Raw genomic sequence first — 22795 nt, forward strand, 5'->3', positions numbered from 1 at the left:
CATGCACGACAAAATCCAGTCATATCTCGCCCCCCGCCGCAGGGATGCCCTTGATCTGCTGCGGCGGCTGGTCGAGATTCAGAGCGGCAGCCGCAACAAGCCGGGCCTTGACCGCATGGCGGGGGAAATGGCCACGGTCCTGGGCGAGGTCTTGCCCGACGTGCGCACCCTGCCCTTCACGGAGCACGGAAACATGGTCCAGGCCATGACCGCTCCGGCCGCGAAGGGACGCAAGGGCATCGTGCTGGTCGGACACATGGACACGGTCTTTCCCGCCGACACGGCCTTCACCGCATTTCGCGAGGAAGGCGACCGCTGCCACGGCCCGGGCGTCTATGACATGAAGGGAGGCCTCGTTGTCGCGGTTCATGCCCTGAAAACCCTTAAGCACCTGGGTCTTCTGGACGACATCCCGATCACTGTACTGTGCAATTCCGACGAGGAGATCGGCTCCCCCGCTTCGCGCCCCTGGATTGAAAAAGAGGCGCAAGGTGCCCTGGCCGCCCTGGTCTTCGAAGGCGGCGGAGCGGACAAGAATGTGGTCACCGGCCGCAAGGGTCGGCTCGGAATGCTTCTGACCGTGCAGGGACAGGCCGGACATGCGGCCAAGGGCGGTGCCAAGGCCAGCGCCATCCTGGAGCTGGCGCACATGATCGTCGCCCTTGAAGGACTGAACGACGGCCGGGACATCACCCTCAACGTCGGCCTGATCGAGGGCGGAATCGGACCCAACACCGTGCCCGAACTGGCCACGGCGGCCCTCGATGCCCGGTTCCTGACCCCGCAGGGCAGACAGCGCCTTGAAAAGGACTTGAACCGGATTGTCTCAAGGACCACCATCCCCGGAACCGTGGCCACCCTGATCGAACAGTCCGGACGACCGGCCATGCCCCAGTCGGAAGGGAACCGACGACTTTACGCCATGGCCCGCGAGCAGGCGCAAATTCTCGGTTACGACCTGCCCGAGGAGCTGCGCTCGGGCGTGTCCGACGCCAATTTCATCGCAGGCCTGGACGTGCCTGTGCTCGACGGGCTGGGACCCGTGGGAGACCTGGACCACAGCGATCTGGAGTATATTCTCAAAGACACGTTGTCCGAAAGAGCGGCGCTGACGGCGGCGACCATCGCAGCAATCTGGAATCATGCAACAAGCGCATGATTTTTCCAACCTCTCGCAATTTGACAGGATGAATGATCTTCAGCATAGAAGATCAACAACGTAGTGGATTTTTTATCCTTGATTCACAACAATTCATCGATGGAGGTGCTTATGGTTGGAAGAAAATGGCTGGTCGCCCTTGTGGTCGTACTCGGAATGGCGGTAACTGCGCCCCAGGCAATGGCCAAGCAGGACATTCTCTTCGGCGGAGCGTCGATCACCGGCGTCTACTACCAGGTTGCGTTGCAGCTCAGCAACATGATGAACAAGCATGCAGCCGACAAGTACAACTACATCGGTCGCCCCACAGGTGGCTCGGTTTTCAACATCAATGCCATTGACCGCGGCGCGTTTGACTTCGCGGTGGCCCAGTCCGACCGCAACTGGCAGGGCTTCAACGGCGCCGCCGACTGGGAAGGAAAGCCCGTCAAGGGTCTGCGCAGCGTGTTCAGCATGCATCCCGAGACCGTTCTGCTGGTCACCCGCAAGGACACCGGCATCAAGACCGTCATGGACATGAAGGGCAAGCGGATCAATATCGGCAACCCCGGCTCCGGCCAGCGCGGCAATGCCGAAGACGTCCTGCGCATCTACGGCCTGGACCCCAACAAGGATTTCAGCGCAGAGGCGCTGCAGCAGGCTGAAGCCTCCCGCGCCCTGGTCGACCAGAAGGTCGACGCCTTCTTCTTCACCGTCGGCAACCCCAGCGCCGCTGTCGAAGAGCCTGCCCAGTCCGTCGAACTTGACATCGTCCCCATCAATTCCGACGGCATCAAGGACTTCGTGGCCAAGCATCCCTATTACATCATGACCAAGATCCCGGCCGGCACCTACAAGGGTGTGGACAAGGACGTCGAGACCTACGCCGTGACCGCGACCGTCATCTCCAATGAGTCCGTGTCCGAAGAAGTGGTCTACGACATGGTCAAGACCGTTTTCGAGAATCTGGACGAACTCAAAGCCTCCCACGCCGCTTTCCGCAACCTGAATCCCAAGGAAATGCTGCAGGGCCTCTCCGCCCCGCTGCATCCCGGCGCGATCAAGTACTACAAGGAAAAAGGTTGGATGTAGCCTCATCCTGACAAGGGGGCCACGCGGCCCCTTTGTCTATTTGAAAGGCCCGCATTTTTCTTCCGCCTCACTTCTCTGACGCAAGGACACTGTCATGGCAGAACACGAAACACCCAAACAAGACAACGTCGCCCCCGGCCAGGAGTCTTCCGCCAGCATGAAGAAAGCTGCCGAAGACCTTGTGGCCATGGTCGAAGCAGGGGCGCGGGAACCCTCTAATTTTTTCGCGTCCGGAGCGATCACGCTACTGTGCCTGTGCTGGTCCGCCTTCCAGCTCTTCCTGGCCTACCAGCCCCTGAATTCACACATCGCCCGGGCCTGGCATCTGGCGTTTGCAGTGTGTCTGGCCTTTCTGGCCTATCCTGCCTACAAGCAGCACACTCCGCCCATGTGGGTCAACTGGACCCGGAAGGTCCTCCCGAATTTCGCCAGGCGCTCCATACGCACCTACATTCCCTACTACGACATGATCCTTGCGGCGCTGGCCACGTCAGGCGCGCTCTACATCTGGTGGGACTACGACCAGCTCATCAATCGGCAGGGCCTGCCCAACACCTTGGACATCTGGATGGGCATCATCCTGATCGTGCTGCTGCTTGAAGCCGCCCGACGCTCCCTTGGTCCGGCGCTGACCATACTGGGCTCGGTCTTTCTGGCCTACACGGTCTTTGGGCCCTATTTGCCCGAGGTGCTGCGTCATCGCGGCGTGCCGCTCGATTTCATCATCAGCGACATGTACCTGACCACCACCGGCATTTTCGGAGTGCCGCTGGGCGTATCCACGGATTTCGTCTTCCTCTTCGTCCTTTTCGGCGCACTGCTCGACCGCGCGGGCGGCGGAAAATATTTCATCGACGTGGCCTTTTCGGCGCTCGGCACCTTTCGCGGCGGCCCGGCCAAGGCCGCTGTCCTGGCTTCGGGCCTGACAGGGCTGGTCTCGGGCTCTTCCATCGCCAACACCGTGACCACCGGCACCTTCACCATCCCGCTGATGAAGAAGGTGGGCTTTCCGGCATACAAGGCCGCAGCCGTCGAGGTTGCGGCGTCCACCAACGGCCAGCTCATGCCTCCGGTCATGGGCGCGGCGGCCTTCATCATGGCGGAGATAATAGGCATTCCATATCTGGATGTCGTCCGGGCCGCATTCCTACCCGCGATCATCTCCTACCTCGCCCTGTTCTGGGTCGTGCATGTCGAGTCCATGAAGATGGGCATCAAGGCCATTCCCCGTTCCCAGCTCCCTCCGTTCTTCAAGACCCTGCTGCGCGGCTGTCACTTCATCATTCCGCTGGCGGTGCTGATCTATTTCCTGGTCATCGTGCGTCGCTCGCCCGTGACCTCGGCGCTCCTGGCCATCGAGAGTCTGACCGTGATCATGCTGGTGCAGCGTCCGATCATCGCCTACCTGACCATGTGCGCCCATCGCCGCGCCGGCACCCTCGACCCGGACGTGGACACCGGACACTTCATGGTCGCGGCCTTCCGCCAGGGCCTTGTCGACATCTGGAACGGCCTGATCATGGGCGCGCGCAACATGATCTCCGTGGGCGTGGCCACCGCCACGGCCGGAATCATCGTCGGAGTGGTGACCATCACCGGCCTTGTCGGCCGTTTCATCACCCTCATCGACACCATCTCCATGGGCAACGTGGTCCTGATGCTCATCTTCACGGCCATTACCAGCCTGATTCTGGGCATGGGCATGCCGACCACGGCCAACTACATCATCATGGCCACCCTGACCGCACCGGTCATCGTGCAGCTCGGCGCCGACGCCGGGCTTGTCTTCCCCATCATCGCGGCTCATCTGTTCGTGTTCTATTTCGGCATTCTCGCCGACGACACGCCGCCGGTGGGACTTGCGGCCTATGCGGGGGCGGCCATTGCACGCTCCGACCCAATTAAAACCGGTGTGCAGGGTTTCGCCTACGACCTGCGCACCGCGATTCTGCCGTTCATTTTTCTCTTCAACACGGACCTCTTGATGATTTCCGGCGTGACCGCCACCGGGGACATCATCTGGCTCGACGACTACCTGCACATCGCGTGGATCTTCTTTTCCGGGATGATCGCCATGTTCGCGTTCGCCTCGGCGATCCAGGGCTGGCTGGTCAAAAGCTGCAACTGGGGGGAACGCCTTCTGCTGCTGGCGATATGCGCCACGACATTCCGCCCTGGAGCATTTGCACCCTACCTGCCTTTCGACAGGCTGGGCATGCAGATTTTGGGAGTTTGCGTTTTCTTCCTCCTTGTCGCATGGCAAATGACGGTTAAAAAGAACAAGAAAAAGAGAAAAGTCACAACATAAAAAAGGCGAGGCACTGCATGTACAAACGCATTCTTGTCCCCATTGATTTGCAGGAACCCGATGATCGCGCCCGCTGCATGGGCCTGGAGAGATCGATTGAACTTTGCCGCCTATACAAGGCTCAACTGTACATCCTGACAGTAGTTCCAGACATGGGAATGCCCATTGTCGCAAACTACTTTCCGCCAGACGCAGGCGACAAGATTGTCGGCGAGGCCGAGGAAATGCTGCATGAGATGGTTGGAGTCTACATTCCTGACGACATCGATGTTAACTATCTTGTCGCACAAGGTTCAATCTATAGAAGAATCCTGCGCATGGCAGAGAAGATTAACGCAGACCTCATTGTGATGCCTGCTCATCGCCTCAAACTGCAGGACTATCTTCTTGGCACAAATACGGCCAAGGTCGTCCGGCATGCGCAGTGCTCGGTGCTGGTGGTACGCTACGACTCCGAAGAATCCTGCGCGATCTTCGATCAATCGGGCGACCAGGAAGACGAGGACTAGACGCGCAGGGCCTGCTTTTCACCCGCGCCCCGAATGATCACGCAGCCCGTGACGGCCCGGGCGGCCTCCCTTTTCCGGGAAGCTGCCCGCCAGCCGGCAGGGGCTTTTTTCTTTTTTCGGCCTCGGATCGTGACGCCCAGGCATCGGGCAGGCACCGGGCAGGCCAGTGCCTCGAAAAACCGTACGTGTTTGCATGCGTGCGGGGCAAACCCTACTCAACGCCCTTTACATCCTGCCCCGCTCCCTTCAGAATGAAGTTTTTGAAGGAATCCCATGAACCACTCAGTCATAGTCATCGGCGGCGGGCCTGCCGGTCTTCTGGCCTCTGCCACCGCCGCCTCCAAAGGCGCCACGGTCACCCTGCTCGAACGCATGGACCGCCCGGGCCGCAAGCTTCGGATCTGCGGCAAGGGCCGCGGCAATATCGGCAACACCGCGCCTTTAAATGAGTTCCTGACTCATTTCGGCAAGAATTTTCGTTTCCTGCGCCCGGCCCTGTCCCATTTCTTCACCACGGACACCGTCGAACTGCTGAGCGATCTTGGCGTCCCGACCAAGGAAGAGCGCGGTGGTCGCCTTTTTCCAGCCAGCGACAGCGCACAGGATCTGGTGGACGCCTTTGTGCGCAACGCCAAAACCAAGGGCGTCACCATCCGCACCGGCTGCCGGGTTCGCGGCATCAAACGCAAGGACGGACGGTTCGAAGTCTCCTTCGGCACTCAAACCCTCACGGCGGACAGAATCATCCTGACCACCGGAGGTGCCTCATACCCCGCGACCGGCTCCACCGGCGACGGCTACGAGCTGGCCAAAAGCCTGGGACACGCCATCGTGCCCATCGCTCCGGCTCTTGTCCCGCTGATCACAGCCGGGGATACCGCCTCGAAATTGCAGGGTTTATCGCTCAAGAACGTGCGCGTTGAATTGCGCGTCGACGGCAAGAAGGCCGGAGAAGACATGGGCGAGATGCTCTTCACCCATTTCGGCCTGTCCGGCCCCCTCATCCTGACCTTGAGCAAGGCCGCCGTGCGTGCGGTGGACCAAGGCAAAAAGACCGAGATCCTCATCGATTTGAAACCCGCCCTGGACACGGCCAAGCTGGACGCTCGCCTTCTGCGCGACCTGGCGGAACATGGCAAAATGCACCTGGAAAACCTGTTGCGCGGCCTCATGCCACCCAAGCTCATCCCGGTATGCCTCGAACAGACGCGCCTGGCCGGAGACAAGGCCGCCCACCAGATCTCCTCCGAGGAGCGCAAGCGCCTGCGCCTGTGGCTCAAGGAACTGCGCTTCACCGTCAGCGGCTACCGTCCAATGCGCGAGGCCATCATTACCTCCGGCGGCGTGGATCTGTCCGAAGTCAATCCCAAGACCATGGAATCGAAAGTCTGCCCGGGGCTTTTTCTGGCCGGGGAAGTGCTCGACATGGACGCCGACACGGGCGGCTTCAACCTGCAGGCGGCCATGTCCACGGGTTACCTGGCAGGGCTGAGCGCCTCCGACGCCCCATGACCACGCACGCACGTGAGGATTGCATGACCGCATGTTGACATCCCGATGATCCACGAGCACACCCTTGCACGCACACAGGGGTTGCGCTAGGAGCTTGAAGGGACTTTGCTTTCCAAGGAGTTTTTCATGACCGACTTCAAAATTCCGGCTCCAGGCGAACCGGCTCCCCCTTTTTGCCTCGACGGCGCATCACGATCCGGGGTCAGCCTGGAAGACTACCACGGGCGCTGGGTGGTTCTCTATTTCTACCCCAAGGACAACACTCCCGGCTGCACCGTGGAGGCACAGGAGTTTTCCGCCCTGAAGGACCAGTTCGCGGAACTGAATGCCGTGATCCTGGGATTGAGCCCTGACTCCATCAAATCCCATCAGAACTTCACGGGCAAGCATGACCTGCAGGTGGAACTCTTGAGCGACCCCGAGCATGAAATCCTGAAGCGGTTCGGGGCCTGGCGGCTCAAGAAGAACTACGGCAGGGAATACATGGGCGTGGCGCGTTCGACATTTCTCATCGATCCCTCCGGAGTGATCCGCCGCACCTGGCCCACCGTGAAAGCTTCCGGGCACGCGACCGAAGTACTGGCCGCCTTGAAAGCGCTGGTCTGAACCAAAAGCCATGCCGCGCGGACAAAACACCCTACTGACGGAGCTCAAAAGCCTCGTCTCCGCCATTGAGGCCAGCGCGCGTGCGGGCAACTCGGTCGCGCTCAAAGCCCATCTCAAGGAACTCGTCGCCTGGGCCAGGCAACTCATCCTGCGCGTGCCCCTGTCCTCGTCCACGTCCACGCAGGCGCAGACGCAGGAAATCGAAGGCCTGAAGCGCAGGCTGCGCGCCTCGAAAACCAGCTTCGACTCCATGATCTCGGCCTACAAAGCCATCCTGGACGCTTTTGAAACCTTTCGCGGAACCGTCGATCTCGTCCAGCAGACCAAACGCCTGGAAGAACTTCCCGCGACGCTGGACGCCATCCGAGGGCTGCGCAACCTGCACACCCTCCACGTCGTGCTGGATTACGATCTTTTTGAACGACGCATTCCCAAGGGCGTGGGGCGGGCTTCGGCAGCCACCATCCGCGATCGCCTGAAACAATTCTCACCCAGCCCGCACGCTCCAAGGCTCTTTCTCGGCGAGGTAGGACAAATCGAAAACCCCGGTTTTTTTCTCGGGCTGGAAGAGGACCCTCCATCCGGATCCTGCTTCATCTTCGCCCTTGGGCACAAATACGTGCACTCGAAGATCATCGGCGTGGTGGCAGCCTACGATCCCGACCCAACGCGCTACGCTCCGGACAAAGCCACCGATTTTCTGAGCCATTTCTGCAATATCCTGGCGTGCACCCTGATCACCGCCCTGGAACACGCCCAGCTTGAGGAATTAACCGTACGCGACGCCCTGACCGGAGTGAACAACCGCACCTACCTGGAACGCCATGCCGGACGCATCCTCGATTTCGCGGCACGCAAAAATCTTCCCGTGCATCTGCTTTTCATCGATCTGAACGGGTTCAAGGCGGTCAACGACACCCTTGGGCATGAGGCAGGGGATGCCATACTGGTGGAGGTGGCCAGATCCATCAAGGCCATGATCCGCAAGTACGACATCTTCGTGCGCCTCGGCGGAGACGAATTCGTCATTCTGCTCCCGGACACCGATGGAAACATGACCCGCACGTTCGTGAATCGCCTGCGCCGAACCCTGGCCGACATCGACGTCAGCCGGGTCTGCTCCCTGGACACGGACCTGCGAATTTCCGCCTCTGTCGGCGCAGCCCTTCACCAGCCGCCCCAGAGTCTGGAAAGCCTCATCAAGGCCGCCGACCTGCACATGTACAAGAACAAGACTCTCTCAAGGGAAGATCCCGCCGCCAGGCAAGATGCTCCCATTCCAAAAACAGCCTCCCTACCGGCAAGGACCTCGCACCACCATGATTGAATTCGACATCTCCGGTTTCGGGCAACGCACCCTCCATCACCTGGTTCTGGACTACAACGGCACCCTGGCCCTGGACGGACGGGTCCAGCCCGGCGTCTTTTCGCGCCTGAGCCAGCTCAAGAGCCAACTGCAAATCCACATCCTCACCGCGGACACATACGGTACAGTGCGTTCGACCTTCGGACAGACAGACTACACGGTGCATGTCCTGCCCGCCGGCAATGAATGCGCGGCCAAGGCCGAATACGTGCGCGAACTCAAGGCCCCGTCCTGTGTTTGTCTTGGCAATGGCAACAACGACGCCGTCATGCTCGCGGAGGCCGGACTGTCCATGGCCGTACTTCAGCCTGAAGGGGTAGCCAGGGCCGCCCTCACCTCGGCCCACATTCTGGTTCCCGGCATCGAGGCCGGCCTTGATCTTCTGCTGCACCCCACACGCCTCAAAGCCACCCTGCGCGCCTGACGTACACGCGCCTACTACCTACGCAATTTTTTTAACCACTTAATATTAATAATCCTTGTTGATTTATTCAGTCCAAATACGTATAAATTGTACTACGCAACTCGTATTACACTACCTCATGAGAGGAGGGCGCATGATCAACACCCAGTCCATCAAATTCACCACAAAACTGTTTACCGGAATCCTGTCCATTCTGATTCTGTCATTGATATCGGTAATCGCGGTCTCAAACATTCTCGTCAAGGACGGACTGGAAAGTCTCGGCAGGGATGCGCTGGAGAACATCAACAACTCCGTCTTCATCTCGCTTGAAACCCAGAACTCCCTTTTGCTCGAAAAACTCGCCGGCGACATGACCATCCTGGAGGGAGAACTGGACCGCTATGGTTCCTTTGACCTGGACCCAAGCTACATGCTGGATCGAACCATCATCAATCAGGTCAGCAAAGAATCCAAGCAAGTCAGCATACCCAGACTAATGCTCGGCGGAACGGTCATGAACGGCAACACGGGCATCGTGGACAAGATCCAGTTCATGACCGGTGGTGTGGCCACCATCTTTCAGGTGCTGGACGACAAACTGCTGCGGGTATCCACCAACGTGCGCATCAACGAAACGGACCGTGCGGTGGACACTTACATCCCCGCCGACAGTCCCGTATACAAGACAGTCATGAGCGGCGAAACCTATAACGGCCGCGCTTTTGTGGTCAACGACTGGTACGTGACTTCGTATAAGCCCGTGTACAACGCCGACGACAAGATCGTGGCGGTCCTCTTCGTGGGACGCAAGATATTGACCCCGCAGCTGCGCGAGATGCTGACCACCATCAAGGCGGGCGGTGTCGGTTACTTTTTCGTGTACAATTCCAAAGGAGAGGTGTTGGTCCATCCCACCCTCGAAGGAAAAAATATTTTCGAGGAGGCCGGAATCGGGGATTTGTTCCGTGACCACAAGAGCAACTTCCTCGACTATGAGTGGAACGGGGAACACAAGATCACCTATACCCAGCACTTCGAGCCCTGGGACTGGCATGTCGCCGTCGGCCTGAGTGATGCACAGATGATTCGCGGGCTGGACACGGAAATCATTACCGATAGCATCTACGTCGGCTTGGCCGTCATGCTCCTCGGCGTATTCATCGCCGTGCTGCTCATCCGCGGCATCGCCAAGCCCCTGAACCAGCTCGCGGCCAAGAGCCTGCAGGTGGCCGATGGCGACTACACCATCGCTTTCACCCACCCGGCCAAGGACGCCATCGGGCATCTGTCCGACGCCTTGAACACCATGGTCGGCCGCACCAAGGAAATGCTCGGCGAAATCAACACCGCCACCCAGTCCCTGGCCACCGCGTCCACGCAACTGTCGAGCATATCCTCCCAGATGACCGAGGGGTCGGCCCAGACCGCGAACATGGCCAACACGGTCAGCAACGCGGCCGAGGAAGTCAGCGGCAACATGAACTCCGTCTCGGCAGCCATGGAACAGGCCTCCATGAACATGACCACCGTGGCCACGGCGGCTGAAGAAATGTCCGCCACCATCCACGAGATCGCCCAGAATTCCGAGCGGGCCAAGAACACCACGGCCAGCGCGGTATCCAAGGCCCAGGCCGCATCGGGCCGGGTCGACGAACTGGGCGCGGCCGCCAAGGAAATCAGCGCCGTGACCGCGACCATCACCGCCATCTCCTCCCAGACCAACCTGCTGGCCTTGAACGCCACCATCGAGGCGGCGCGGGCGGGCGAGGCCGGACGCGGATTTGCCGTGGTGGCCAACGAGATCAAGGAACTCGCACAGCAGACCGCCAAGGCTACCGAGGACATCCGCGAGAGGATCACGGGCATCCAATCCGTGACCACCCAGACGGTGGGCGACATCTCCGACATCACCGGAGTCATCGCCGAGATGAATGAAATCGTGGGCACCATCGCCGCCGCGGTCGAGGAGCAATCCGTGACCACTCGCGACATCGCCGAAAACGTCGGGCAGGCGTCCATGGGCATCACAGAGATCAACTCCAACGTGGCCACCAGTTCGTCCATGACCCACTCCATCAGCTCCGACATCGAAAAAGTGCGCTCGGCCTCGGACGAGATGACCGCGAGCAGCCAGACAGTGCAGCAGAGCGCGATGGAGCTCTCCGAACTTGCCGAACGCCTGCGGGATCAGGTTTCACGTTTCAAGATCTAGGCCCGTGCAGTGGGTGGAAAAAAGGGCCGCATGCGGCCTTTTTTACCGCCTGCAAACAGTTTCATCCAGCCATGACCCAAACACAGCGGCCCGGAAAAACAAACAATTTCAAAAAATGTCACGTTATTTCGGGTTGAAATCAAAAAAGTGTTTGACAAAGCCCAAGGCTCTACCTAGAAGCGTTTTCTCGTGTCGGGATGTAGCGCAGCCTGGTAGCGCACTTGAATGGGGTTCAAGGGGCCGGAGGTTCAAATCCTCTCATCCCGACCACACGAAATGCCCACATAGCTCAGTCGGTAGAGTGCGTCCTTGGTAAGGACGAGGTCAGCAGTTCAATCCTGCTTGTGGGCTCCAGATTATAAGCCGGTCTTAGGACCGGCTTTTTTTTGTTGCGTGATATCCACCTTTTTCACAAAGTTCTCTTTTGGCCGCTTCACTGCTAAATCTTCGCGGTCAAACAAAAACCTTTCCCCCGCGAGGAATACATGCACGTAGGCTCCTACACCTTTCAGGAATTCAAGGACAAAGCCGCCGAATTTCACGGCTATCCCGCCCCCGGCCTCTTGATAGGCGGCTACATGGTCGAGATGGCCAAGGCCGCGCTGCCCCCGAATATCCTTTTCGAGGCCGTGGTCGAGAGCAAGAAATGCCTGCCCGACGCGGTGCAGCTCCTGACCCTGTGCAGCATCGGCAACGGCTGGATGAAGATAGTCAACCTTGGCCGCTATGCCGTCTCCCTTTTCGACAAGTACACGGGCGTCGGCGTGCGCGTCAGCGTCGATCTGGACAAACTCAAGGACTGGCCGCAGATCGAAGGCTGGTTCTTGAAGCTCGTGCCCAAGAAGGACCAGGACACCGAAGAGCTGTTCCGGGAGATCGAGGCCGCCGGAGACAGCATCCTGCGCCTGGAAAAGATTACGGTGCAGCAGAGGCTCCTGGGACACAGCCACATGACCCGCATCGACCGCTGCCCAGTCTGCCGTGAAGCCTATCCGGTCAGCGACGGAGCCATCTGCCGAGGCTGCCAGGGCGAGGCCCCCTACGAACATTCGCGCGCAGTTGAAGTCGAGGAATGCATGCCGACCCGCGTACCCGTGGCCGAGGCTGTCGGCCGCAAGGCACTGCACGACATGACCCGCATCGAACCCGGCCAGAGCAAGGGCGCGGAATTCCTGGCCGGACAGACCATCACGGCAGGCGATGTCTGCCGGTTGCAGCAGATGGGCCGCAACAGTGTCTACGTGCAGGACGAAAGCCTGCCCGAAGGCGAATTCGTGCACGAAAACGACGCGGCGATCAGCTTTGCCACCCGCATGGCGGGCCCCGGCATCGCATGCACGCCCGAGCCCCGCGAAGGCAAGATCGACTTTCATGCGGCCTGTTCCGGCCTCCTGCAGGTCAACCTTGAAGCACTGGAACGTTTCAACCTGACCCCCAACGTCATGTGCGCCACGCGCCAGCACTGCGCCCTGGTCGAAGAAGGCCGCCTGGTGGGCGGCACCCGCGCCATTCCGCTTTTTCTCAGCCGCGAAAACTTCAGCCGCGCCCTGAGCGCGCTTGGCGACGAGCCGATCATGTCCATCGCCCCGCTGCGCCAGGCCAAGATCGGCGTGCTGGTCACGGGCACTGAGGTCTTTCAGGGCCTGATCGAGGACAGATTCGCGCCCATCATCCGGGCCAAGGCCGAAGCCCTGGGTTCCACTGTGGTGGGCGAGGTAGTCGCCCCGGACGACCGGGAGGCCATTGCCGACGGCGTGAAGCAGCTGCTGGAACGTGGCGCCGACCTGATCGTGACCACGGCCGGCCTGTCCGTTGATCCCGACGACGTGACCCGCAAGGGCCTGGAGGACGCAGGAATGACCGACGCACTGCACGGCGCGCCGATCCTGCCCGGAGCCATGACGCTCATCGGCCGCATCGGAGGCGTGCAGGTCATGGGCGTGCCCGCCTGCGCCCTCTTCTTCAAGACCACGAGCCTGGACGTGCTCCTGCCCCGCCTGCTGGCCGGCGTGCCCATCACCCGCCGCGACCTGGCCCGCATCGGCGAAGGCGGTGTCTGCCTGCAGTGCAACACCTGCACCTACCCCAAGTGCACTTTCGCCAAATAACCGCCCTTTCGGCAAAATGACCTCACGCGTCCCCGCTGTCCGAACCGGACGGCGGGGACGCTCTTCATGGACAAGAGACCAAATAAGGACTAAATAAGTTCCATCTCGATTATCCGGAGGGCATCCATGAAATATTCCACCCAGGTCAAACCCATCAGTTATCTCAAAAGCCATGCGGCCGAGATCGTGTCCACGCTTTCGCAGACCCGGCAACCGCTGCTCATCACCCAAAACGGGGAAGCCAAACTCGTGGTCATGGACGTCAAAAGCTACGAAGCTCAGGAAGAAACCTTCGCGCTCCTCAAACTGCTGGCTTTGGGCAAGCGGGAGATGGACCAGGGAAGATTCCGGGACGTTGAGGATGTTTTTACCGAGATTGACGCCCTCGATCCGAAATGACCATGCGTATCTTCATTCTCGAATCCGCCGAACGGGACTTGAAGGAATTGCGCCGCTATCTCATTGATACCTTCACGCCCAAGCATTGGCAGGACACATACGCGGACATCAAGAAAAGCGTGCGCGGACTACAGGAATTTCCCCGCAGTGGCGTCATCCCGGATGAAATCGCACAACTCGGCCTGACTCAGTATCGCCAGATTCTGTCTGGAAAAAACCGAATCATCTACGAAATACGCGCCAAAGAGATCTACATCCACATCATCGCCGACACGCGGCGGGACCTGGGGTCCCATCTTGCCAAGCGTCTGCTGGAGCGCGAGCCCTGAGTTCGGCCGTACCCGACGCAGCGACACGCCCCGCCAACGCGCCCTTGCCCGCCGCCCGATCATCGATTATCCATCCCGGCATCATCACCGCGGAGGAATCATGATCAGCATCGACCAGCTTCTCGTCTTCAGCCTGACCTCACTGTTACTCATTTTCACCCCCGGCCCGGACATCATCCACGTGCTGACCCGAGGCGTGGCCCAGGGGCGCTCGGCCGCGCTGGCCGCCGCCATGGGCTTCAGCCTGGGCAACATCGGTCACACCCTGCTTGCGGTCTTCGGACTCTCGGCCATCCTGGCCTCGTCGGCCTTGGCCTTCACCCTGGTCAAGATCGCGGGCGGCATCTACCTGCTCTATCTCGGCTTCAAGCTCTGGACGGCGGACCCGGCGCTGGTCCTCTCCGGGCACGGGGAAGACAAGACGGCCCGCATCATCTTTCGCCAATCGATCCTCGCCAATCTGCTCAACCCCAAGGTCGCGATCTTTTTCCTGGCCTTCTTTCCGCAGTTCGTGCGCCCCGACCAGGGGCACCCGGCCATGCAGATGATGGTCCTCGGCCTGACCTTCGTCGTTTTGACCATGCTCGGCTTCGGACTGGTGGCCCTTGGCGCGGGAGCGCTCAACTCCCGCCTGGCCGCCCGCCCCTCCCTTTCGGCCTGGCTGCACAAGGGCGCCGGAGCCATCCTCATGCTGCTTGGCCTGCGCCTGCTCTGGGCCGACCGCTAGCCCGAAAAAAAAAGGCGGGCCGCATCCGGTCCGCCTTCAGTTCCCCCATTCGCGAAAAAACTACATCCAGCGCTTCCTTGCCAGCAAAAGCCAGGCGAGCAGGCATCCGCCGACGGCGATCCCGGAAACGATGGCGAAGGCATGGGGCGAGCCTTGAAAAGGGGTCGCGATATTCATGCCGTAAACACCCGAAATGATGTTGGGAATCATGAGGATGATGGTGAATCCCGTCAGGAATTTCATGACCATGTTCATGTTGTTGGAGATGATGGATGCAAACGCGTCCATGGTCCCGGACAGGATGTCGCTGTGGATCTTGGACATGTCGATGGCCTGCCGATTCTCGGTGATGGCGTCCTCCAGCAGATCGGACTGATCCTCGGTCAACTGGATGGTGCGCATGCGCAGGACCTTGTCCATGATGATGTCGTTGGCTTTGAGGGACGTCGTGAAATAGACCAAGCTCTTCTCGATGCCCAGAAGCTCGATGAGCTCCTCATTGCGCATGGACTGCTGCAGCCGGTGCTCGATCACGTCCGAGCGCCTGATGATGTCTTTCAGGAACCTCAGGTAAATGAGCGACGTGCGCTGCATGAGATGGATGGCGAAACGCATCCTGTCCGCCGTATCCACAATGCGGGTGCGTCCGTTCAGAATCCCGGTGACCAGATCCTGCGGAGAGCGGCAGACCGTGACCACGGCCGTAGGCGTTATGATCACGCCGATGGGCTGGGTGAGGTAGGGGATGCGGTCGGAGACATTCTCGACCGGCACGCGCAGGACCAGCAGAAGCACTCCTTCCTCCAGTTCAAGGCGGGCGCGCTCGTCGACATCCAGAGGGTCGGTCAGATGGTCGAGGGGAATGCCGAGCAGGATCGAAGTACGCTGCAGTTCCTCCTCGGAGGGATTGATCAGGTTGACCCAGCAGTCGGAGTCGAGGTGTTCCTGAGGAGACAGGATTCCATCAATGGTCTTGTGGATTGTAATCATATTGTGAGTCCTTCAAATGGTGTGAACAGGCAGAAAAAATACGCCGGGTTCATCGGCAGCCCGGGCGTGGCCCAAAACCGATCTGAAGAATCACGAGTACGGGTCCGCGGAACGGCCCGCGGCACGAGGAAGCTGTCCGGAACGGACGAAGCGGCGGCAAAAGACCGCACGGGAACGAAAAGTGTGGGAAAGCATGATCCACCTGCCGCAGCGCCGAGGCTCCGTCAGGCGGCCGGGTCAGGCGCGATGAGGACGGGGAGCTCGACGAAAAAGTTTACGATGTCGGAAGCAGGGCCTAGGGCCGCAACTGTCGCCAGAATCCACTGTGATCTCCTTTGCATGTCGCCCGGGCACAATGTCCGGGACACAAAAAACGATGGCCACCCATACGCCTGACACTCTCGAAACGCAAGCTCAATCCCGCGGTTCCTGTCGCAAACGTGCAAAAAAGTTCCTGAAATCCACGCCGGATGCGTTGCCCTTGAAAGCGTTTTAACGTAAGTGCAATCGATTCTTTCAAGGCAGTTCCCATTACACGCGACCTCCGGGACGCATTCCCTTCAGAGCGCCAGGATGAACCATGATTTTTGACAACATCCGCATGAAGCCCAAGCTCCTTTTCCTGTTCATCATGACCGGAATCGTTCCTCTGGGCATCGTGGCCCTCATCGGCAGCTACTCCGCTTCCAACGCCCTTCTGGATCTGGCCTTTGAACAACTCGGCAGCATCCAGGCCATCAAGCGCGACAAGCTGCAAACCACCCTGACCGAACGCATAAGCGGGCTCAAGCTCCTGGCCGGACTGCGGCAGACCCAGCAGGCCGTGGACGACCTGAACGTGCTCGGGGAAGATGACCCGGCGCGCCCCTACCCCATCGAATCAAGCGAATATCAAAGAATTCACGGCAGATACGACTCCCAACTCAAGGGCTACATCGCCGTCAACGGCTTTGAGGACCTCTACCTGATCGACCGTCGTGGAGGTAATGTCATGTACGCGGCCGGCCAGGGCGAGGAGCTTGGCACCAGCCTGGCCACCGGTCGCTACCGGCACACGGCGCTGGCCAGACTCTGGGAACGGGTGCTGCGCAGCGGAGACGTGGCCTTCGAGGATTTCAGCGTCTACGAGCCCAATGGCGGGAAACAGGCCGCCTTCATCGGCTATCCGGTCCTTGACCTGCAAGGCGGCGTGGCCGGGGTCATCGCCGCGCGCGTCTCGGGGGAGTTCATCAACCAGATAATGCCCTCCCGGCAGGGCCTGGGCAAATCGGGAGAATCCTATCTGCTGCGCTGGCTCGAATCCCAAAAGAAATTCGAAATGCGCAGCGATATCAAGACCATGGGCAATGGCCTCTACGTCATCGGCTACACCCTGCCCCGCACTCCCGCCTACTGGCATGACGCCGTGGTCAAGGGCTTCGACGGAGGCGGCGGCACCTACGAGGACAGCGCGGGCACGACGGTGCTGGTGGCCTTCAACACGCTGGACGTACTGGGCACCAACTGGATTCTCATTTCCAAGATCGACAAGGGCGAAATTCTGCGCCCCATCTGGACATTCCTGCTGATCATCTGCGTCACCGGCGCGGTACTGGCTCTCATGATCGCGCCCGGCGCCTATGGCTTGGCCAAAGGCATCAGCCAGCCGCTGGAACAGGGCGTGAGCTTCGCCGAGGCCATCTCCGCCGGAGATTTGAAGGCCCGCCTGGACCTGCGTCAAAAGGACGAACTGGGCATGCTGGCCAAGGCCCTGAACAGCATGGCCCGCAACCTGCGCGAAATGGACTGGCTCAACCAGGGCAAGACAGGCCTCGACGACACCCTGCGCGGCGAACACAGCCCCCAGGAACTGGCCCGGCTTTTCATCTCCTTCATCTGCAAGCACCTGGACAGCCAGATCGGACTCTTTTTTCTGCACGATGACGGCGAACTGGTGTTGACCTCATCCTACGCCTTCACCAACCGGCAAGGGCAATTCACCAGACTGCGCGTAGGCGAGGGGCTGGTCGGCCAGGCCGCCCTGGAAGGAGAAATCCTTACCTTCGCTCAGGTCGAAGAGGGTGCGCCGCATTTTCATTTCGGTCCAGGCGAAGCCGTCCCCAGCCATTTCCTGGCCGCGCCCGTATTCATGGGCAAGGAGCTGCTCGGCGCATTTCTCATCGGCCGCGAATATGCATTCTCACCTCTGCACAGGCAGTTCATAGCCGATATCGCCAAGAACACGGCGGTTCTGTTCAACATGGCCACCTCGCGCGGCGTGATCGCAGACCTCTTGCGGCAGGCCCAGGAGCAGCAGGAGATGCTGCGGGTGGCCAACGAGGAACTCGAAGAACAGACCAACATGCTCAAGGAGTCCCAGACCGAGCTGCAGGCCCAGCAGGAGGAGTTGCAGGTCACCAACGAGGAACTGGCCGAACAGACCCGCGCCCTCAAGGAATCCGAACGCAGGCTGCAGGACCAGCAGGGCGAACTGCGCTCCGTCAACGACAAGCTTGGCGAACGGGCCATGGAGCTTGAAGAGCAGAAAAGCGCCATCCGCCGCAAGAACAAGGAGCTTCTGCGCGCCCAGGAGCAACTCAAGCTCAAGGCCCAGGAACTTGAAAGCGCGAGCAGGTACAAATCCGAATTCCTGGCCAACATGTCCCACGAGCTGCGCACCCCGCTCAACTCCATCCTCATCCTGTCCCAGCTTCTGGCGCACAACAAGGAAGGAAACCTTTCCCCGAAGCAGACGGAAGCGGCGTCGGCCATCAACTCTTCGGGCGCGGACCTGTTGCGCCTCATCAACGAAATTCTCGACCTGTCCAAGGTCGAGGCGGGCAAGGTCGAGCTGCACCTGGAAGAGATGCCGCTAACCTCCATGATCTCGGACCTGCAGCGGGTCTTCAAAGGCGTCGCCGTGGAAAAAGGCGTCTCCTTTCTGGTCGAACAGGATCCATCCCTGCCCGAGACCATGCTCACCGACACGCACCGGCTGCAGCAAGTCCTGCGCAATCTCCTGTCCAATGCCTTCAAGTTCACGGACCACGGCAGCGTCACCCTGTCCATCTCCCGTCCCGACCCTGAAATCGCCCTGCCCGAGAGCATTCCCTCGGCCGAGGAGGCGATCTGCATCGCAGTCACGGACATGGGCATCGGCATCCCCGAAGACAAACAGGGCACGATCTTCGAAGCCTTCCGCCAGGCCGACGGCAGCACCAGCCGCAAATACGGCGGCACGGGCCTTGGGCTGTCCATCTCCCGGGAACTGACCAAACTTCTGGGCGGGGAAATCCGCCTGCACAGCCGGGAAGGACAGGGCTCGACCTTCAGCCTGATCCTGCCCTTGCGCCACCACGCCGGGACCTCCGTTGACGAAATCCGCCCGAGGGAGTCCGCGCCCGAACAAAAAGCGACGCCCCCCCGGCCTGCAAAGCCCGAGGTCGAAGCGCCCGCGCCCTATCTGCAGGACGATCGCGCCAACCTCAAATCCGGCGACAAGTCGCTCCTGATCATCGAGGATGACCAGCATTTCGCCCGCATCCTGCGTGATCAGGCGCGAGACATGGGCTTCAAGGTCCTCTTGGCGGCCGACGGCGAGACCGGTCTGCACTTTGCCGATTTTCACGCGCCAAGCGCCATCATTCTCGACAACGTCCTGCCGGGCATAGACGGCTGGACGGTCATGGAGCGGCTCAAAAACGATCCCGGAACGCGGCACATCCCTCTGTCCTTCATTTCGGCGGAAGACCGCAGCCTGGAAGCCATGCGCATGGGCGCGCTGGCCTTTTTGACCAAGCCCGTAAAGATCGAAGAACTGCAAAAACTGCTCGAAAAAATAGACTCCTTCATCAAAAAACCCTCGCGCAGGCTGCTCGTGGTCGATGACGACGCCCTGCAGCGGGAGTCCATTCGCGCACTGATCGGCAACGGAGACGTTGAAACCGTAACCGCCGCCTCGGGCGCCCAAGCGCTGGCGCTGCTCAAGTCCCAGAACTTCGACTGCATGATCCTGGACCTTGGGCTCAGCGACATGTCCGGCTTTGACGTGCTACGGACGCTGCGCTCCGGCCCGACCCCGTCCACCCTGCCCGTGGTCGTCTACACGGGCCGGGACCTGAGCGACGAGGAAGAGCGCAGACTCTCGCAGTATGCGGAGAGCATCATCGTCAAGGGCGCACGCTCTCCGGAGCGGTTGCTGGAAGAAACGACGCTCTTTCTGCACCGGGTCCAGGCCAATCTGCCCCAGGAAAAGCAACGCATGCTCCAGACCGACTCGGAGCCGGAATCCGTGCTCTACGCGCGCACGGTCCTCGTGGTCGATGACGACATGCGCAACATTTTTGCACTGACGAGCGTGCTTGAGGAAAAAGGGATGCAGGTCGTGGTGGCCCGGGACGGCAGCGAAAGCCTGACCAAGCTGCGGGAGAATCCCGAGATCGATCTGGTACTCATGGACATCATGATGCCGGTCATGGACGGCTATGAAGCCATGCGGGAAATCCGCAAGGATCCGAGGCTCAAGGACCTGCCCATCATCGCCCTGACCGCCAAGGCCATGAAGGGGGACAAGAGCGCCTGCATCGAGGCCGGCGCCAACGACTACCTGGCCAAGCCCGTGGATATGGACAAGCTGCTCTCGCTGCTGCGCGTATGGCTATACCGCAAATGAACGTTCATCCCGAGACCGAGCGCATCGAATTGCGCCTGCTTCTGGAAGCCATCTACCTCAAATACGGGTACGACTTCCGCAACTACTCCATGGCCCACCTCAAGCGGCGGGCCGAGTACAGGTTGAGCCTCTCCGGGCTGGCGTCCATTTCGCAGTTGCAGCACGCGGTCCTGCATGACGAAAAGATGTTCCTGATTTTTTTGCAGGACCTCTCCATCAATGTCTCGGAGATGTTCAGGGACCCGCCGTTCTACAAGGCGCTCAGAAACGAGATCCTGCCCATGCTCGGCACCTACCCGTCCTTCAAGATCTGGCATGCGGGATGTTCCGCCGGACAGGAAGTGTACTCCATGGCCATCCTGCTGCACGAGGCGGGAATGCGCGAGCGCGGGCAGATCTACGCCACGGACTTCAACCGCGCCATTCTGGAACAGGCCAGGGAAGCCGCCTTTCCGCTGGCGCAGCTCAAGGACTACACGACCAAATACCAGCAGGCGGGCGGGGAAAATTCATTTGCCGACTACTACGCGGCCGACGACGAACGGGCGCTGCTGTGTTCGTTCCTCAAAGAGAGGATTTTCTTTTCCGAGCACAACCTGGTCACGGACGGAGTTTTCGGCGAAATGCACCTGATTGTCTGCCGCAACGTCCTCATCTACTTCGACCGCGAGTTGCAGGATCGGGTGGTGGGACTGTTTGTCGATAGCCTGTGTCCGGGAGGATTCTTGTGCCTGGGAAGCAAGGAGAGTCTCAAATTTTCCAGGCATGCGGAAAAATTTGAAGTCGTGCGGGAAAAGGAAAAAATTTACCGCAAGCGCAGGGACGCATGAAAAGAGCGTTCAAGGCAGTGGTTGTCGGAGTTTCGTCCGGTGGTCTCGAAGCCCTCAAGATTCTTGTCCCGGGCCTGCGCAAGGACCTCTCCGTACCCGTGCTCATCGTGCAGCACCTTTCGCCACAGGCCGACTCCTATCTTGCGCTCCGCCTGGACGAGGTGAGCGGACTCAAGGTCAAGGAGGCCGAGGACAAGGAGTTTCTGCAGGCGGGCGTGGCGTATGTGGCTCCACCCGATTATCATCTGCTGGTGGAACCGGACGGAAGCCTTTCCCTTAGCGTTGACCCGAAAGTGAATTTTTCGCGGCCCTCGGTGGATGTGCTCTTCGAGACCGCCTCCGACGCCTTCGGCGCCGCGCTCATCGGCGTGGTCCTGACCGGAGCCAACCAGGACGGGGCCAAAGGGCTGGCCCGCATCAAGCGCCGAGGAGGGCTGGCCATCGTGCAGTCCCCGGAATCGGCCCTGGCGGACGCCATGCCACGGGCCGCCCTGGAATCCACCAACGTGGACCATGTCTTGCCTTTGCGCGAGATCGCCCCTTTTTTGAACAACCTCCTTATTGGACCGAGCCATGCCAACACCGATTGACATCCTGATCGTGGACGATCGCCCGGAAAACCTGCTGACTCTTGAACATCTCCTGGAAAACCCGGAGCTGAACATCGTGCGCGCGGGATCAGGCCAGGAAGCCCTGGCCAGCCTGCTGGACCACGATTTCGCCCTGGTGCTTCTGGACGTACAGATGCCGGACATGGACGGTTTCGAAACAGCGGAACTGATGCGCGGCAACAAACGCACCCGGCACATCCCCATCATCTTCGTAACCGCCAGCCATACCGAGCATCAGCACATTTTTCGCGGGTACGATTCCGGGGCCGTGGACTATCTGTTCAAGCCCTTGGACCCGCAAATGCTCTTCTGCAAGGTCCGCATATTCCTGGAAATTCACCGCCAGCGGCATGCACTGCAAAGCAAGACCAGGGAACTTGACGCCAGAATCGCAGAACTCAATCTGCTGCAGGCCGAACTGGAGGAAAAAAACCGCCAGCTGCAACTCCTGTCATCCCTTGACGGGCTGACCGGCATCCCCAACCGCCGTCAATTCGACGAGATGCTCAATCTGGAGTGGAATCGCATGGCCCGCGAAAAAACCCCTCTCTCGCTGATCATCCTGGATGTGGATCATTTCAAGCTTTTCAACGACCGCTACGGACATCTGGCCGGCGACTGCTGCCTGTGCCGCGTGGCCTCGGCCCTGGCAGGCATGATGCGACGACCCGCCGACATGGTCGCGCGCTATGGCGGTGAGGAATTCGCGGCCATCCTGCCGGGCACCAGCGCCGAGGGAGCGCAGCTGGTGGCGGAGAGCATGCGCCGGACCGTGGCCGAACTTGCGATCGAACACCTGGACTCGCCTGTCCAGAGCGTGGTCACCGTAAGCCTTGGAGTGAGCACGGTCATCCCGATTCCCGGCTGCATCCCGGCAGACTTGATCCAGGCCGCCGACCAGGGACTTTACCAGGCCAAGCAGGAAGGCCGGGACCGCTGGATTCGCACCGACTGCATCCCCCTGTCATGCAAGTCTCCCTGGAACTAGGAGCGTCACCCTT

At 60.2% G+C, this 22795-nt stretch carries 19 protein-coding genes and 2 tRNA genes; 19 read left to right on the top strand and 2 right to left on the bottom strand.

Going from position 1 to position 22795, the window contains the following annotated elements; all coding sequences use genetic code 11:
• Position 1: 1 nt before the first annotated feature.
• From BMZ24_RS03660 to BMZ24_RS03710, 11 genes are all read left to right on the top strand, one after another.
• Positions 2-1159 carry a M20 family metallopeptidase gene (locus BMZ24_RS03660; protein ID WP_161949021.1) on the top strand — a complete coding sequence of 386 codons (1158 nt, stop codon included), beginning with the start codon at positions 2-4 and terminating at the stop codon, positions 1157-1159.
• 111 nt (positions 1160-1270) lie between these two features.
• Positions 1271-2230, top strand: a complete 960-nt coding sequence (locus tag BMZ24_RS03665; RefSeq protein WP_092189347.1) for a TAXI family TRAP transporter solute-binding subunit — start codon at positions 1271-1273, stop codon at positions 2228-2230.
• Between the two features lie 94 nt (positions 2231-2324).
• Positions 2325-4538 carry a TRAP transporter permease gene (locus BMZ24_RS03670; protein WP_092189349.1) on the top strand — a complete coding sequence of 738 codons (2214 nt, stop codon included), beginning with the start codon at positions 2325-2327 and terminating at the stop codon, positions 4536-4538.
• Positions 4539-4555: 17 nt separating this feature from the next.
• Entirely contained in the window at positions 4556-5047 is a 492-nt protein-coding gene (locus BMZ24_RS03675; RefSeq protein WP_092189351.1) for a universal stress protein, read from the top strand.
• Between the two features lie 273 nt (positions 5048-5320).
• A complete protein-coding gene (locus BMZ24_RS03680) occupies positions 5321-6559 on the top strand; it encodes a BaiN/RdsA family NAD(P)/FAD-dependent oxidoreductase (protein ID WP_092189353.1) in 1239 nt (412 codons plus the stop codon).
• Between the two features lie 126 nt (positions 6560-6685).
• A complete protein-coding gene (locus BMZ24_RS03685) occupies positions 6686-7165 on the top strand; it encodes a peroxiredoxin (RefSeq protein ID WP_092189355.1) in 480 nt (159 codons plus the stop codon).
• A gap of 10 nt (positions 7166-7175) precedes the next feature.
• On the top strand, positions 7176-8492 hold the full coding sequence (locus tag BMZ24_RS03690; RefSeq protein ID WP_092189357.1) for a sensor domain-containing diguanylate cyclase: 1317 nt from the start codon (positions 7176-7178) through the stop codon (positions 8490-8492).
• Positions 8485-8955 carry an HAD family hydrolase gene (locus BMZ24_RS03695; protein WP_092189358.1) on the top strand — a complete coding sequence of 157 codons (471 nt, stop codon included), beginning with the start codon at positions 8485-8487 and terminating at the stop codon, positions 8953-8955. Before BMZ24_RS03690 ends, BMZ24_RS03695 begins: the two co-directional genes overlap by 8 nt.
• 133 nt (positions 8956-9088) lie before the next feature.
• Positions 9089-11149 (top strand): methyl-accepting chemotaxis protein, encoded by a 2061-nt coding sequence (locus tag BMZ24_RS03700; protein WP_161949022.1) that lies wholly within the window; start codon positions 9089-9091, stop codon positions 11147-11149.
• A 193-nt stretch (positions 11150-11342) separates the two neighbouring features.
• A tRNA-Pro gene (locus BMZ24_RS03705) sits at positions 11343-11419 on the top strand.
• 8 nt (positions 11420-11427) lie between these two features.
• A tRNA-Thr gene (locus tag BMZ24_RS03710) sits at positions 11428-11503 on the top strand.
• A 2-nt stretch (positions 11504-11505) separates the two neighbouring features.
• On the opposite strand, the gene BMZ24_RS20335 is transcribed toward BMZ24_RS03710, so the two are convergent.
• Positions 11506-11640: a hypothetical protein gene (locus BMZ24_RS20335; protein ID WP_264080931.1), complete on the bottom strand. Its 135-nt coding sequence runs from the start codon at positions 11638-11640 to the stop codon at positions 11506-11508.
• Between BMZ24_RS20335 and BMZ24_RS03715 the strand changes: the two genes are divergently transcribed.
• The 4 genes from BMZ24_RS03715 (at position 11635) to BMZ24_RS03730 (ending at position 14712) form a co-directional block, all read left to right on the top strand.
• Positions 11635-13257, top strand: a complete 1623-nt coding sequence (locus BMZ24_RS03715) for an FmdE family protein (RefSeq protein ID WP_092189362.1) — start codon at positions 11635-11637, stop codon at positions 13255-13257. The genes BMZ24_RS20335 and BMZ24_RS03715 overlap by 6 nt on opposite strands.
• 126 nt (positions 13258-13383) lie before the next feature.
• Positions 13384-13656 (top strand): type II toxin-antitoxin system Phd/YefM family antitoxin, encoded by a 273-nt coding sequence (locus BMZ24_RS03720; protein WP_092189364.1) that lies wholly within the window; start codon positions 13384-13386, stop codon positions 13654-13656.
• 2 nt (positions 13657-13658) lie between these two features.
• Positions 13659-13985: a type II toxin-antitoxin system RelE/ParE family toxin gene (locus BMZ24_RS03725; protein WP_208599796.1), complete on the top strand. Its 327-nt coding sequence runs from the start codon at positions 13659-13661 to the stop codon at positions 13983-13985.
• A 100-nt stretch (positions 13986-14085) separates the two neighbouring features.
• On the top strand, positions 14086-14712 hold the full coding sequence (locus tag BMZ24_RS03730; protein ID WP_092189368.1) for a LysE family translocator: 627 nt from the start codon (positions 14086-14088) through the stop codon (positions 14710-14712).
• Between the two features lie 60 nt (positions 14713-14772).
• On the opposite strand, the gene BMZ24_RS03735 is transcribed toward BMZ24_RS03730, so the two are convergent.
• Entirely contained in the window at positions 14773-15702 is a 930-nt protein-coding gene (locus tag BMZ24_RS03735; RefSeq protein ID WP_092189370.1) for a magnesium transporter CorA family protein, read from the bottom strand.
• Between the two features lie 580 nt (positions 15703-16282).
• Here BMZ24_RS03735 and BMZ24_RS03745 point away from each other — a divergent pair.
• The 4 genes from BMZ24_RS03745 to BMZ24_RS03760 are packed head-to-tail and all read left to right on the top strand — an operon-like array spanning position 16283 to position 22782.
• A complete protein-coding gene (locus BMZ24_RS03745) occupies positions 16283-20353 on the top strand; it encodes a response regulator (protein WP_092189374.1) in 4071 nt (1356 codons plus the stop codon).
• A complete protein-coding gene (locus BMZ24_RS03750) occupies positions 20335-21183 on the top strand; it encodes a CheR family methyltransferase (protein WP_244150274.1) in 849 nt (282 codons plus the stop codon). Before BMZ24_RS03745 ends, BMZ24_RS03750 begins: the two co-directional genes overlap by 19 nt.
• Complete coding sequence (locus tag BMZ24_RS03755; protein ID WP_092189378.1) at positions 21180-21773, top strand: chemotaxis protein CheB; 594 nt, start codon at positions 21180-21182, stop codon at positions 21771-21773. Before BMZ24_RS03750 ends, BMZ24_RS03755 begins: the two co-directional genes overlap by 4 nt.
• On the top strand, positions 21757-22782 hold the full coding sequence (locus tag BMZ24_RS03760) for a diguanylate cyclase domain-containing protein (RefSeq protein WP_092189380.1): 1026 nt from the start codon (positions 21757-21759) through the stop codon (positions 22780-22782). The genes BMZ24_RS03755 and BMZ24_RS03760 overlap by 17 nt, the downstream gene beginning before the upstream one ends.
• Positions 22783-22795 lie beyond the last annotated feature (13 nt).

Source organism: Desulfomicrobium norvegicum (assembly GCF_900114595.1).
Lineage (GTDB): Bacteria > Desulfobacterota > Desulfovibrionia > Desulfovibrionales > Desulfomicrobiaceae > Desulfomicrobium > Desulfomicrobium macestii.